12 protein-coding genes are annotated in these 12537 nt (G+C 71.5%); 6 read left to right on the top strand and 6 right to left on the bottom strand.

The features are described 5' to 3' along the window. Positions 1 to 8: 8 nt before the first annotated feature. The 5 genes from trpE to ACFQ2D_RS07610 form a co-directional block, all read right to left on the bottom strand. Positions 9 to 1484 carry an anthranilate synthase component I gene (gene trpE, locus ACFQ2D_RS07630; RefSeq protein ID WP_280943239.1) on the bottom strand — a complete coding sequence of 492 codons (1476 nt, stop codon included), beginning with the start codon at positions 1482 to 1484 and terminating at the stop codon, positions 9 to 11. A gap of 130 nt (positions 1485 to 1614) precedes the next feature. Further along, positions 1615 to 2559: a lipid kinase YegS gene (gene yegS, locus ACFQ2D_RS07625; RefSeq protein WP_280943237.1), complete on the bottom strand. Its 945-nt coding sequence runs from the start codon at positions 2557 to 2559 to the stop codon at positions 1615 to 1617. Between the two features lie 233 nt (positions 2560 to 2792). Beyond that, positions 2793 to 3266: a ribonuclease E activity regulator RraA gene (gene rraA / locus ACFQ2D_RS07620; RefSeq protein WP_280943236.1), complete on the bottom strand. Its 474-nt coding sequence runs from the start codon at positions 3264 to 3266 to the stop codon at positions 2793 to 2795. After that, positions 3263 to 3937 (bottom strand): ribulose-phosphate 3-epimerase, encoded by a 675-nt coding sequence (gene rpe, locus ACFQ2D_RS07615; protein WP_280943235.1) that lies wholly within the window; start codon positions 3935 to 3937, stop codon positions 3263 to 3265. Before rpe ends, rraA begins: the two co-directional genes overlap by 4 nt. Before the next feature lie 53 nt (positions 3938 to 3990). After that, on the bottom strand, positions 3991 to 4323 hold the full coding sequence (locus ACFQ2D_RS07610) for a J domain-containing protein (RefSeq protein WP_280943234.1): 333 nt from the start codon (positions 4321 to 4323) through the stop codon (positions 3991 to 3993). 80 nt (positions 4324 to 4403) lie between these two features. On the opposite strand from ACFQ2D_RS07610, the gene ACFQ2D_RS07605 reads away from it, so the two are divergent. The 3 genes from ACFQ2D_RS07605 (at position 4404) to ACFQ2D_RS07595 (ending at position 6778) form a co-directional block, all read left to right on the top strand. Continuing rightward, positions 4404 to 5300 carry a phosphoribosylaminoimidazolesuccinocarboxamide synthase gene (locus ACFQ2D_RS07605; RefSeq protein WP_280943233.1) on the top strand — a complete coding sequence of 299 codons (897 nt, stop codon included), beginning with the start codon at positions 4404 to 4406 and terminating at the stop codon, positions 5298 to 5300. Between the two features lie 70 nt (positions 5301 to 5370). Beyond that, positions 5371 to 5865: an Mpo1 family 2-hydroxy fatty acid dioxygenase gene (locus ACFQ2D_RS07600; protein ID WP_386795612.1), complete on the top strand. Its 495-nt coding sequence runs from the start codon at positions 5371 to 5373 to the stop codon at positions 5863 to 5865. Positions 5866 to 5869: 4 nt separating this feature from the next. Then, positions 5870 to 6778, top strand: a complete 909-nt coding sequence (locus ACFQ2D_RS07595; protein WP_280943231.1) for a DMT family transporter — start codon at positions 5870 to 5872, stop codon at positions 6776 to 6778. Here ACFQ2D_RS07595 and ACFQ2D_RS07590 read toward each other — a convergent pair. Beyond that, a complete protein-coding gene (locus ACFQ2D_RS07590) occupies positions 6762 to 7670 on the bottom strand; it encodes an NAD-dependent epimerase/dehydratase family protein (RefSeq protein ID WP_386795576.1) in 909 nt (302 codons plus the stop codon). The genes ACFQ2D_RS07595 and ACFQ2D_RS07590 overlap by 17 nt on opposite strands. Positions 7671 to 7833: 163 nt before the next feature. Between ACFQ2D_RS07590 and ACFQ2D_RS07585 the strand changes: the two genes are divergently transcribed. The 3 genes from ACFQ2D_RS07585 to ACFQ2D_RS07575 are packed head-to-tail and all read left to right on the top strand — an operon-like array spanning position 7834 to position 12535. Beyond that, positions 7834 to 10617 carry a monovalent cation/H+ antiporter subunit A gene (locus tag ACFQ2D_RS07585; protein ID WP_280943229.1) on the top strand — a complete coding sequence of 928 codons (2784 nt, stop codon included), beginning with the start codon at positions 7834 to 7836 and terminating at the stop codon, positions 10615 to 10617. After that, on the top strand, positions 10617 to 11003 hold the full coding sequence (locus ACFQ2D_RS07580) for a Na+/H+ antiporter subunit C (RefSeq protein WP_280943227.1): 387 nt from the start codon (positions 10617 to 10619) through the stop codon (positions 11001 to 11003). The genes ACFQ2D_RS07585 and ACFQ2D_RS07580 overlap by 1 nt, the downstream gene beginning before the upstream one ends. Then, on the top strand, positions 11003 to 12535 hold the full coding sequence (locus ACFQ2D_RS07575) for a monovalent cation/H+ antiporter subunit D (RefSeq protein WP_280943390.1): 1533 nt from the start codon (positions 11003 to 11005) through the stop codon (positions 12533 to 12535). Before ACFQ2D_RS07580 ends, ACFQ2D_RS07575 begins: the two co-directional genes overlap by 1 nt. Positions 12536 to 12537 lie beyond the last annotated feature (2 nt).

Raw genomic sequence — 12537 nt, 5'->3', positions numbered from 1 at the left:
CGCATGGCCTACAACCCCTTCGCCGCCTGCGCCACCGCGCGGAACAGCGCGCGGCCCTTGTTCATGGTCTCGTCCCACTCCTTCGCGGGATCGGAGTCGAACACGATGCCGGCGCCGGCCTGCACGTGCAGGCGGCCGTCCTGGATCACGGCGGTGCGGATCGCGATCGCGGTGTCGGCGTCCCCATGCCAGCTGATGTAGCCGATGGCGCCGGCGTAGACGTTGCGCTTGATCGGCTCCAGCTCGCGGATGATCTCCAGCGCGCGGATCTTCGGCGCGCCGCTGACCGTGCCTGCCGGAAAGGTGGCGCGCAGCACGTCGGCATAGCTCAGCCCCGGCTTCAGCCGCCCGGTGACTTCGCTGACGATGTGCATCACGTGGCTGTAGCGCTCGATCACGAAGCGCTCGCCGACCTCGACGCTGCCCGGCTCGGACACATGGCCGACGTCGTTGCGGCCGAGGTCGATCAGCATCAGGTGCTCGGCGCGCTCCTTGGGATCGGCCAGCAGTTCGGCTTCCAGCGCCAGGTCTTCGTCGTGCGTGGCGCCGCGCGGACGGGTGCCGGCGATCGGGCGCACGGTGACCTCGCCGTCCTGCAGGCGCACCAGGATCTCGGGCGAGGAGCCGACCACCTGGGTGCCGCCGACATCGAGGAAATACATGTAGGGCGAGGGATTCATCGCCCGCAGCGCGCGGTACACGTCCACCGGGCGTGCGTCGAACGGCACGCTCATGCGCTGCGACAGCACGACCTGGAAGGCGTCGCCCGCGGCGATGTATTCCTGCGCCTTCGCCACCGCGGCGACGAAGCCCTCGCGGGTGAAGCCGGACTCGAAATGCGCCTCGTCCAGCGCTTCGGGCCGCAGCGTTTCCGGATAACCCGCGCCGCCGTGGCGCAGGCGGTGCGCGAGCGCGTCGAGGCGGCGATTGGCGCGCGCCCAGGCCCGCGGCTCGCGCGGATCGGCGTGCACGATCAGGTAGAGCCGGCCCTTGAGGTTGTCGAACACCGCGACTTCCTCGCTGAGCATCAGCAGGATGTCGGGCGTGCCGAGTTCGTCGCGGTTGCCGCCCTCGCGCAGGCGCGTCTCGATGTATTCGATGCACTCGAAGCCGAACCAGCCGACCAGGCCGCCGGTAAACACCGGCAGGCCCTGCAGGCGCGGCACCGAATGCTCGGCGCGCAGGCGCTCGACCTCGGCGAAGGGATCGGCGACCTCGCGCGTTTCCACCACCTCGCCATGCTCGCTGACCGAGAGCGTGTGGCCGCGGAAGGCGTACACGCGCGTGGCCGGCAGGCCGATGATCGAGTAACGGCCGAAGCGCTCGCCGCCCTCGACCGATTCGAACAGGTAGGTATGGGGCCCGTCGGCGAGCTTCAGGTAGACCGACAGCGGTGTATCGAGGTCGGACAGGACCTCGCGGACGACGGGGATGCGGGTATGGCCTTCAGCGGCCGACTGGCGGAATTCGTCTTGCGAGGTCACGCGGCATTTCCTCGGTGTGCATGCGGGCGGTTGCGACGGCGGCTGCAGGCCACCATCGCCAGCCTTCGCCGGCAGCAAGGAAATGCGGGAATGCGGACGCGCCCATGGGTCTAATGTAGCGGCTTTGCCGCTAGGGCGCGAGACGTGGTTGCGACAGCAACGGACAGTCGGCAGGCAGGTGCATGTCGAGCCGGCCGGGGACGCAGTCGATGCGGAAGGCGGTCGCCGCCAGCGGCTCGCCGTCGAGATTGAGCGCCATCGGCGCCGCCGCCTCGATCTCGACCCAGGGCAGGCGCGCCCGGCGCGCGACGCGGTCGAGTGCGGCGACCTTGCCGTCCTTGACCACGGTGCCGAGCGTGGCGGCCACCTCGCCCGAGAGCTCGGGCACGATGCTGAGGTCGAGCAGGCCGTCGTCGGCGATCGCGTCCGGGCACAGCAGCTGGCCGCCCCCGGCCTGGCGGCCGTTGCCGATGCCCAGCGCGATGAAGTCGCCCTCCCAGTCGAAGTCCGGACCCCGCACGCGTGCGCGGATCGGCTCGATCCGGCCGAGTTTCGCCAGCCCCGTCAGTACGTAGGCCAGGCCGCCGAGCAGCTTCTTCATGCCCTCGGGCGTTTCCACGGTGACCTGGGTACCGAAGCCGCCGCTGGCGAGGTTGGCGACCCAGTGGCTCCCGCCGCCCGCCTCGACGCGCAGCAGGTCCAGCGCGCGCGGCGGGACGGCCGCGACCAGGTCGAGTGCCGCCAGCGGATCGTCCGGAATGCCGGCCGCGGTGGAGAAGTCGTTGGCGGTCCCCATCGGCACCAGGCCGAGCGAGGGGCGGTTGCCTGCGGGAAGCTCGCGACGGGCGAGCGCGGTCGCGACCTCGCTCAGGGTGCCGTCTCCACCCGCCGCGATGAGCACGCCGACGCCGTCGTCCAGCGCCTCGGCCACGATGCGGTCGGCGTCACCGGCCTCCCAGGTCACGCGCACGTCGAGGCGCTGGCCGCGCTGGCGCAGCGCCTGCACCGCCTCGCGCAGGGGTTCGTCGCCGGCGGACTTGCCGTTGAGGATGAGGCGCCAGTGGGCTGGGGGCATCGGATGGATTCTCACGCAGGGAAGCCGCGCAGGCTGCGGATGATCGATGCGGGCCGTGGAGGGAGGCGTGAATGGACCGGGGCGCGGACGGCAGGTCCCGCTGTCACAGCCCGGTCACGCGCGAGCCGCAGGATGCGAGTCCATGGCAGGGAGGACGGGCGGGGGCAGGATGGCCCCCATGGCGGGGCGGCGGACCGGCCGCCACGAGGCGGGTCCGTCGCCGGATGGCGGCGTCAGGCCAGGGGGGCGTCCGAGAGGACCACGCCGTCTTCATCCGCGGACAGCCACTGGCCCGGCGCGATCACCAGGCCACCAAAGGCGACCGGCACGTCGCGCAGGCCCTGGCCGAGCTTGTCGGTCTTCATCGGGCAGGTGCCCAGCGCCTTGACCCCGAGGTCCAGCGTCGCGATCGCGGCGCTGTCGCGGATCGCGCCATGCACCAGCACCCCGCTCCAGCCGTTCGCCGCCGCTTTCCCGGCCAGCATGTCGCCCAGCATCGCGCGGCCCAGCGAGCCGCCGCCGTCGATCACCAGCACGCGGCCCTCGCCGGGCTCGGCCACCGCCACGCGCACCAGCGAGTTGTCCTCCAGCGCCTTGACCGTGCTGACGATGCCGGAGAAGGCGTGCCGCCCGCCGTAGTCGCGCAGCGGCAGCGCCAGCACCCGGACGCGGTCCTCGAACCGGTCGCAGAGGTCGCAGGTGTTCATGGGCGCGCCTTCGCGATCTCGTCGCGCATCTGCGCGACCACCGCCGCGTAGTCGGGCTTGCCGAAGATGGCGCTGCCGGCGACGAAGGTGTCGGCGCCGGCAGCGGCGATCTCGCGGATGTTGTCCGGCTTCACCCCGCCGTCGATCTCCAGCCGGATCGGCTTGCCGGTGGCGTCGATGCGCTCGCGCACGCGGCGCAGCTTGTCCAGCGCGGACGGGATGAAGGCCTGGCCGCCGAAGCCGGGGTTGACCGACATCAGCAGCACCAGGTCGAGTTCCTCGAGCACGTAGTCCAGCACGTCCACCGGCGTGGCCGGGTTGAGCACCAGGCCGGCCTGGCAGCCCTCGGCCTTGATCAGCTGGATGGTGCGGTGCACGTGTTTCGATGCTTCCGGGTGGAAGCTGATCAGGCTGGCGCCGGCCCTGGCGAAGTCCGGGACGATGCGGTCCACCGGCTCGACCATCAGGTGCACGTCGATCGGCGCGGTCACGCCGTGCCTGCGCAGCGCCTCGCACACCAGTGGCCCGATGGTGAGGTTGGGCACGTAATGGTTGTCCATCACGTCGAAATGCACCCAGTCCGCGCCGGCGGCGAGCACCGCATCGACCTCTTCGCCGAGGCGGGCGAAGTTGGCCGAGAGGATGGACGGGGCGATGACCGGAGACTGCATGGGGTAGTCCTGCTGTCGGCCGGAGCCTGCCCGCCGGCCGGATCGGGATGGGCTCAGCGCCGGCGGCGCCGCTGGCGGATGCGGTCGTAGGCGGCGTTGATCTCGCGCGAGCGGCGCTCGGCCTGCTCGCGCAGTTCAGGCGCCGCGCCGGCGAGCTTGTCGGGGTGGTACTGCGACATCAGCCGCCGGTAGGCCTGGTCGATCTCCTCGTCGCTGGCGTCCTGGTCCAGGCCCAGCGCGCGGTAGGCGGCCCCGCCACGGCGCCCGCCGATCCAGCCCGAGTCGAAGGCATGGCCGATCAGCAGCCCGATCAGCCCGCCCCCGGGGTGGCGCAGCAGCAGCCAGCCGGCGATGAAGCCGAGCAGTTTTCCGTACCAGCGGTTCATGCCCGCCAGTGTACCGCCCGGGAGTACACCGCCGGGGAATTGGCACTACACTTGCCGGCCCGCCCGAAGGCCACACCTCCTTGGCGACGACCCTGCTGCAAAGCGAACTGCCCGGCCTGACCCTCCGCCACCGCGGCAAGGTGCGCGACGTCTTCGACCTGCCCGACGACCGGCTGCTGATCGTGGCCACCGACCGCCTCAGCGCGTTCGACGTGGTCCTGCCCGACCCGATCCCCGGCAAGGGCGAGATGCTCTGCCAGATCAGCAATTTCTGGTTCGAGCAGACCGCCGGCCTGGTGCCCAACCACCTCACCGGCATCGACGTGGCCTCGGTGCTGCCCGCGGGCGTGGATCCAGCGCTGTACGCGCGTCGCGCCGTGGTGACGAAGAAGCTGCGGCCGGTGCCGATCGAGGCGATCGCGCGCGGCTACATCATCGGCAGCGGCTGGAAGGACTACCAGCGCACGGGCCGGGTCAGCGGCATCGCCCTGCCCGATGGCCTGCGCCAGGCCGAGCAGCTGCGCGAGCCGATCTTCACCCCCTCGACCAAGGCCGCGGTCGGCGACCACGACGAGAACATCGACTTCGACACCGCGGTCAAGCTGGCCGGCGCCGACCTTGCCGAGCAGGTGCGCGACGCCACCCTGCGCCTGTACAAGCACGCCGCGGCCTACGCGGCCGAGCGCGGCATCCTGCTGGCCGACACCAAGTTCGAGTTCGGCACCGACGCCGATGGCCGCCTGTACGTGATGGACGAGATGCTCACGCCCGACTCCTCGCGCTACTGGCCGGCCGACGAGTACGAGGTGGGTACCAGCCCGCCGAGCTACGACAAGCAGATCGTGCGCGACTACCTGGAGACGCTGGACTGGGGCAAGACCGCCCCCGGCCCGCGCCTGCCCCCGGAAGTGATCGAGCGCACCCGCGCGCGCTACGCCGAGGCGCTGCAGAAGCTGGCCGGCATCTCGATCGACTGATCGTAGCCGGCGGCGGGCGTATGCTCGCTCCGTCCGGACCGGATGCCGCCGGAGGAGACCCGCCATGCACATCCCCGCCGAAGACCAGGCCGCGCGCCCCATCGACCACTGGTTCGCCAGCTATTCGGCCGACCATCGCAACGATACCAACCAGCGCATCCACGTGTTCGCGGTGCCGCTGATCCTGTGGAGCGTGATCGCTCTGCTGTGGTGCATCCCGGTGCCGGTCGACAGCGGCTTCCGCGCCGGGCTGTGGGCGGGCCTGGCCTGCTTCGCCGCATGGATGTTCTATTTCCGTGCCTCGCGTCCGATCGGTTTCGGGATGCTCGCGGTATTCGTGGCGATGCTGTGGACGAGCTTCTGGATCGAACGCCTGCAGGGCACGCGCTTCCTGCTGGGCCTTGCGATCGTGGTGTTCGTGCTGGCGTGGATCGCGCAGTTCGTCGGCCACAGCAAGCTGTTCGAGGGAAAGAAGCCGAGCTTCTTCACCGATCTGCGCTACCTGCTGATCGGTCCGGCCTGGGTGCTGTCCAAGCTCTACCGCCGGATCGGCCTGCGCTGGTGATGCCGTGACCGCGGGCGCGGGCCTGCGCGGGCGCGACCTGGCGCTGGCGCTGCTGATCTGCCTGTGCTGGGCGGTCAACTTCCTGACCTCGGCGCACGCGCTGCAGGAGATCCCGCCGTTCCTGTTCACCGCGCTGCGCATGGGCATCGTGGTGCTGCTGCTGGCCGCGTTCATGCGCCCGCCGCCGCGCAGCCAGTGGCCGCGGCTGTGCGGCATCGCGCTGTTCACCGGCGTGCTGCACTTCGGCACCAGTTTCCTGGCGCTGCGGCTGGCGGGCAACCTGTCCTCGCCAGCCATCGTCACCCAGACCTACGTGCCGATGGCGATGCTGCTGGCCTGGTGGTGGCTGGGCGAGCGTTTCGCCTGGCGCACCGCGCTGGGCATCACCCTGAGCTTCGCCGGGGTGATGGTGCTGGGCTTCGACCCGATGGTGTTCGACCGGCCGCTGGCCCTGGTGGTGATGCTGTTCTCCTCGCTGATGGTCGCCATCGGCACGGTGCTGATGCGGCGGCTCAGCGGCATCGGCATGGTCGACCAGCAGGGCTGGACCGCGGCGCTGAGCCTGCCGCCGCTGCTGGTGGTGAGCGCCATTGCCGAACCGGGCGGGTTCGCCGCGCTGCGCGAGGCGAGCTGGATCGGCTGGGGCGGCGCGCTGTACGCGGCGGTGTTCGCTTCCCTGCTTGGCCACGGCCTGTTCTTCCGGCTGGTGCAGCGCCACCCGGTGGCCCAGGTCACGCCCTACCTGCTGATGACGCCGGTGCTGGCGGTGCTGCTGGGCATCGTGTTCTGGGGCGACCGCCCGGGCCCGGCCCTGTGGATCGGCGGCGCGATGGTGCTGGGCGGGGTGTTGATCATCGCGATCCGCAACCTGCAGAAAGCGCGCCCGGTGCCCGAAGTCACGCCGGAGGTGTGAGCATCGCGGCGTCGGGACGGAAGGCGCGCGGCGCGTAGCCGAAGTCGCGCCGCGCCGGCGCATCGTCGAACGCCAGGTCCTGACGCATGCGCGCGAGCGCGGCGTCGCTGAAGCCCGCAGCCAGGCCGGCCATCCGCGCTGGCGCAAGCAGGGCGCGGAACAGCGCCGGCGGCAGGGTCCACAACCGCGGGGTCCCGGGCAGCGCTGCCAGCACGCGCGCCACCATCTCGCGATAAGGCAGGGTCTCGCCGCCGGGCACGGCATAGGCGCGTCCGTGCGTGGCCGGCGCATCGAGGCAGGCCATGGCCGCGTCGGCCAGGTCGTCCACGTGCACCGGCTGGCGCAGGCCCCGCGCATCGCCCGGCAGCGCGAACCCGTGCAGTCGTCGCGCCAGCGCGGCGATGCGGGTGAGCGTGGCATCGCGCCCGGCGCCATACACCAGGGTCGGACGCAGCACCGTGGCGCCGACGCCGCGCGCCGCGGCCGCCGCGAACAGCTGCTCCTCGGCCGCCCGCAGACGCCCCGCCACGTCGCGCTCGGCGGGATCGGTCGAATCCTGCTTGACCTCGACGCTGGTCGAGCCGAACGCGACCACCCGACCGCATTGGGGGGCGGAACGCGCGAACCACTGCGCGAAGCCGTCGAGCGGGCCGCAGCTGAGGATCGTTTCCACCGCGGCGGGCAGCGGGCCCGTCGCGGCGAGTTCGCCGCGCCGCCACTCCACGCCGGGCAGTTCGGGCTGCGGTTCGCGCGACAGCGCCAGCACCCGCCAGCCGGCCGCGGGCAGCCGCGCCAGCAGCGGCCGGCCGATCTGGCCGCTGCCGCCGAACACCAGGGCAAGCGGCGGTTCGCCGGAGGAGCGGAGCGGCGGCATGGAGGGCGGCGAGGACATGCGGCAAGGATACGGGCCGCCGTCGATCGCGCGACGCCCTCGGCCTTCAGCGTTCCGCGGACACGTGGGGACCGCACCCGCCGGCTCGCCGGGAGCGTCGGTTAAACTCGGCGGCCGACCGCGGTTTTCACGCCGCGGCCGACCCGCCCATCCCGGATACCCGATGCTGCTACTGCTCCTGGCACTGCCCTTCGTGGCGGCGCTGGCCATCGCCATGGCCCGCGGCGCCTCCCGCCGTACCGTCGCCTGGCTCGCCGCCGCGGCGCCGGTGCTCGGGCTGGGCATGCTGGGATGGCTGACGCCGGCGGTGATGGCGGGCTCGGAGCTGCGCGAGATCGTGTCCTGGCTGCCCCAGGGCGGGCTGGCGCTGGGGCTGCACCTGGACGGCCTGGCCTGGATGTTCGCCGGCCTGGTGCTGGGCATCGGCGCGCTGATCGTGCTGTACGCGCACTACTACCTGGCCGAAGAAGACAGCGCGCGCCGCTTCTTCGGCTGCCTGATGCTGTTCATGGGCGCCATGCTGGGCGTGGTGCTGGCGCACAACCTGCTGGTGCTGGTGGTGTTCTGGGAACTGACCAGCATCAGCTCGTTCCTGCTGATCGGCTTCTGGACCGGCCGCCAGGACGCGCGCCAGGGCGCGCGCATGGCGCTGACCATCACCGGCATGGGCGGGCTGGCCCTGCTCGGCGGCGTGCTGCTGATCGGGCGCGTGGTGGGCAGCTACGAACTGGACGCGGTACTGGCCGGCGGCGACGCGATCCGCGCCAGCGCCCTGTACCCGGCGATCCTGGGCCTGGTGCTGGCCGGCGTTTTCACCAAGAGCGCGCAGTTCCCGCTGCACTTCTGGCTGCCGCAGGCGATGGCGGCGCCGACCCCGGTCTCGGCCTACCTGCATTCGGCGACGATGGTGAAGGCCGGCGTGTTCCTGCTCGCGCGCCTGCACCCGGCGCTGGCCGGGACCGACCTGTTCTTCTACGTGGTCACCACCGTCGGCGCGGTCACCCTGCTGATCGGCGCCTGGTACGCGATCTTCCAGCACGACCTCAAGGGCCTGCTGGCCTACTCGACCATCTCGCACCTGGGCCTGATCACCCTGCTGTTCGGCCTGTCCACGCCGATGGCGGTGGTCGCGGGCGTGTTCCACATCCTCAACCACGCCACGTTCAAGGCCTCGCTGTTCATGGCCGCGGGCATCATCGACCACGAATGCGGCACCCGCGACCTGCGGCGGCTGGGCAACCTGCGCAAATACATGCCCTACACCGCCGCGCTGGCGATCGTGGCCTCGCTGGCGATGGCCGGCATCCCGCTGCTCAACGGCTTCCTGTCCAAGGAGATGTTCTTCGCCGAGGCGCTGGAGGCCGGCGAACAGAGCGCATTCCGCGTCGCGATCAGCATCGCGGCGCTGCTGTACGGCGTGTTCGGCGTGGCCTACAGCCTGCGCTTCGTGCACGACGCCTTCCTCGGCCGCGGGCCGCGCGCGTTGCCGGTCGAGCCGCACGAACCGCCGGTGTGGATGCAGGTGCCGGTCGCGATCCTGGTGGCGCTGTGCCTGGCGGTGGGCATCCTGCCGGGGCTGGTGATCGAGCCGGTGCTGAAGACGGCCGTGGCCGGCACCCTGGGCGAGGCGGCGCCGGAGTTCTCGCTGGCGGTCTGGCACGGCTGGAACCTGCCGCTGGTGATGAGCATCGCCGGCGTGCTGGGCGGGCTGCTGTTCTACTTCGCGCTGCGGCGGCTGTTCGCCCTGCACGACGCGATGCTGCGCACCTGGGGCCGGCACCTGTACCACGTCAACGTCGAGAAGCTGTTCAACGCCGCCTGGGCATTCACCGCGCGTGTAGCCGCGGGTGGCATCCGCCGCAGCCTGTTCTGGATGATCGTGGTGGTGCTGGTGGTGGGCTCGGCGCCCTTCATCGGACAGGAGGCTTCGCTGCTCGGCGACCTGCCCGCGCCGCAGCCCATGCCGGCCCTGGGCTGGGTGCTGTGGGCGGTCCTGGTGGCCTCGACCCTGGCCACCGTGGCCTGGCACGGCAAGCGCCTGACCGCGTTGATCGTGATCGGCGCGACCGGGCTGATGGTCAGCGTCGCGTTCGCGATGCTGTCCGCGCCCGACCTGGCGCTGACCCAGCTGCTGGTCGAGATGGTGACCATCGCGCTGATGATGATGGCGCTCAACTACCTGCCCAAGCAGTCCAAGCAGGCGCGCACGCCGTTCCGTCGCTGGCGCGACGCACTGATCTCGATCGTCGCCGGCGTCGGCGTGGCCGGCCTGGCCTACGCGATGCTGGTGCGCACGCCCGACGGCGCGGTCTCGGCCGAGATGCTCGCGCGCTCGCTGCCCGAGGCCTACGGCGCCAACGTGGTCAACGTGATCCTGGTCGATTTCCGCGGGTTCGACACCTTCGGCGAGATCACCGTGTTCGCCGTCGCCGCGCTGGTGGTGCACGCGATGCTGCGCTTCGCGCGGATGCGGCCGGACGAGGTGATGCCCGGCCCGCCGGTGCAGCTGCCGATCCCGGCCGACCTGACCCAGCTGCTGTTCCCGCTGGCGCTGACGGTGTCGATCTACCTGTTCCTGCGCGGCCACAACGCGCCCGGCGGCGGCTTCATCGCCGGCCTGGCGATCGCGGTGCCGGTGCTGATCAAGTACGTGCTGCAGGGCGCGCGCGCGGTCGAGGCCACGTTCGGCTTCGACTACGTGCGCGGCATCTCGATCGGCCTGCTGCTCGCCGCCGCCGGCGGCCTGGGTTCGCTGCTGTTCGGCCTGCCGTTCCTGACCAGTGGCCACGTCGACCTGCACCTGCCGGTGATCGGCAGCCTGCCGCTGGCCAGCGCCCTGGTCTTCGACACCGGCGTGTACGTGGTGGTGTTCGCCGGCGCGCTGCTGATCCTCTCGACGATGGGCACGGTCCGGCGTCGCACCCTGGCCGCGGAGGAAGCTGCCTGATGGAATTCGCACTGGCCAGCGGCATCGGCGTCCTGGTCGCGGCCGGGGTGTACCTGCTGCTGCGCGCCCGTACCTTCGACGTGATCCTCGGCCTGACCCTGCTGTCCTATGCCACCAACCTGCTGATCTTCGCGTCCGGGCGGATGGTGGTCGGCAAGCCGCCGGTGCTGCGCGCGCTGGTCGAGCCGGTGCGCGCCAACTACGCCGACCCGCTGCCGCAGGCGCTGGTGCTGACCGCGATCGTGATCGCCTTCGCCATGACCGCGGTGGTCGTCGTGGTGGCGATGCGCAACCACGCCGACCTGCGCAGCGACCACGTCGACGGCCGTGAACCCGAGCGCAAGCCCGATGCCGGACCGGAAGACGAGCGGAGCCGCGACGCATGATCCAGCACCTGGTCCTGGCGCCGATCGTGCTGCCGCTGGTCACCGGCGCGATCCTGCTGATGCTCGAGCGCCGCCACGACGTGCGCGTGCTGCGCAGCGGTGCGTGGATCGGCCTGGCGCTGCTGCTGGCCGCGGCGGTGGCACTGGTCGCGCGCGCCGACGGCGGCGGCATCGAGGCGTACCTGCTCGGCGACTGGCCCTCGCGGCTGGGCATCGCGTTGATGCTCGACCGGCTCAGCGCGCTGATGGTGCTGACCACGACCCTGCTGGCGATTCCCGCGCTGCTGTACGCCTGCGCCGGCTGGGACCGGCGCGCGCTGCATTTCCACGCGCTGTTCCAGATCCAGCTGGCCGGGCTCAACGGCGCTTTCCTGACCGGCGATATCTTCAACCTGTTCGTGTTCTTCGAGGTGATGCTGATCGCCTCCTACGGCCTGCTGCTGTCGGGCGCGCGCGGCGAGCGGATCGCCGCCGGCATGCACTACGTGGTGTTCAACATCGCCGCCTCGACGCTGTTCCTGATCGCGCTGGGCCTGCTGTACGGCATGCTCGGCTCGCTCAACATGGCCGAGCTGGCGGTGCGCGTGGCCGCGGTGGCGCCGGAGGACGTCGCCCTGGTGCGGGTCACGCTGGGCCTGCTGCTGGTGGTGTTCTGCGCCAAGGCCGCCCTGCTGCCGATGTACCTGTGGCTGCCGGAAACCTACGCGCGTGCGCCGGCCGCGGTGGCCGCGCTGTTCGTGATCATGACCAAGGTGGGCCTGTACGCGCTGCTGCGCACCGGCTCGCTCTGGTTCGGCGACATGGCCGGCCCGTTCGAGGGCTTCGCCCGCGGGCCGCTGCTGGTGCTGGGCATGGCGACGATGCTGCTCGGCAGTCTCGGCGTGGTCGGCGCGCTGCGGCTGCGCATCGCCGCGGCCTACCTGGTGCTGATGTCGGCCGGCACGCTGTTCGTGGCGTTCGCGCTGGCGCAGCCGGGCACCATCGCCGCCGGCCTGTACTACCTGCCGCAGAGCTGCTTCGCCGCGGCGGCGCTGTTCCTGGTCGCGCACATCGTGCAGCGCCAGCGCGGCCGCGCCGGCGACCGCGTGCTGCCGACCGGCCTGGCGCTGCCGCTGCAGACCGGGCTGCTGTTCATGGTGACCGCGCTGGCGCTGGTCGGCCTGCCGCCGCTGTCGGGCTTCATCGGCAAGTTCCTGATGCTGGCCGCGGTGCCCGCCGGAGACATCGGCTGGGTTTATTTCAGCGTGCTGGCGAGCAGCCTGCTGGCGCTGGTGGGCCTGAGCCGAAGCGGTTCGCGCCTGTTCTGGCGTACCGTGGAGGACCAGCGCGACACCGACTCGGTCGACGGCCAGCCCCGCGTGACCCGGATGGAGTTCGCAGCGACCGCGCTGCTGCTGGCCTTGGTCGTGGCGATGAGCGTATTCCCCGCGCCGGTGCTGCGCTATACCACGGCCACCGCCGAACAGCTGCTCGCCCCCGCCGACTACGTGCGCGAGGTGCGCGCCACCACGCCGCAGGTGCGCGCGCCATGAGG

The sequence above is a fragment of the Luteimonas composti genome, from assembly GCF_042678665.1.
Taxonomy (GTDB): Bacteria; Pseudomonadota; Gammaproteobacteria; order Xanthomonadales; family Xanthomonadaceae; genus Luteimonas; species Luteimonas composti.
The sequence above is the reverse complement of the archived record's forward strand: the minus strand, read 5'-3'. Positions and strand labels throughout refer to the sequence as shown.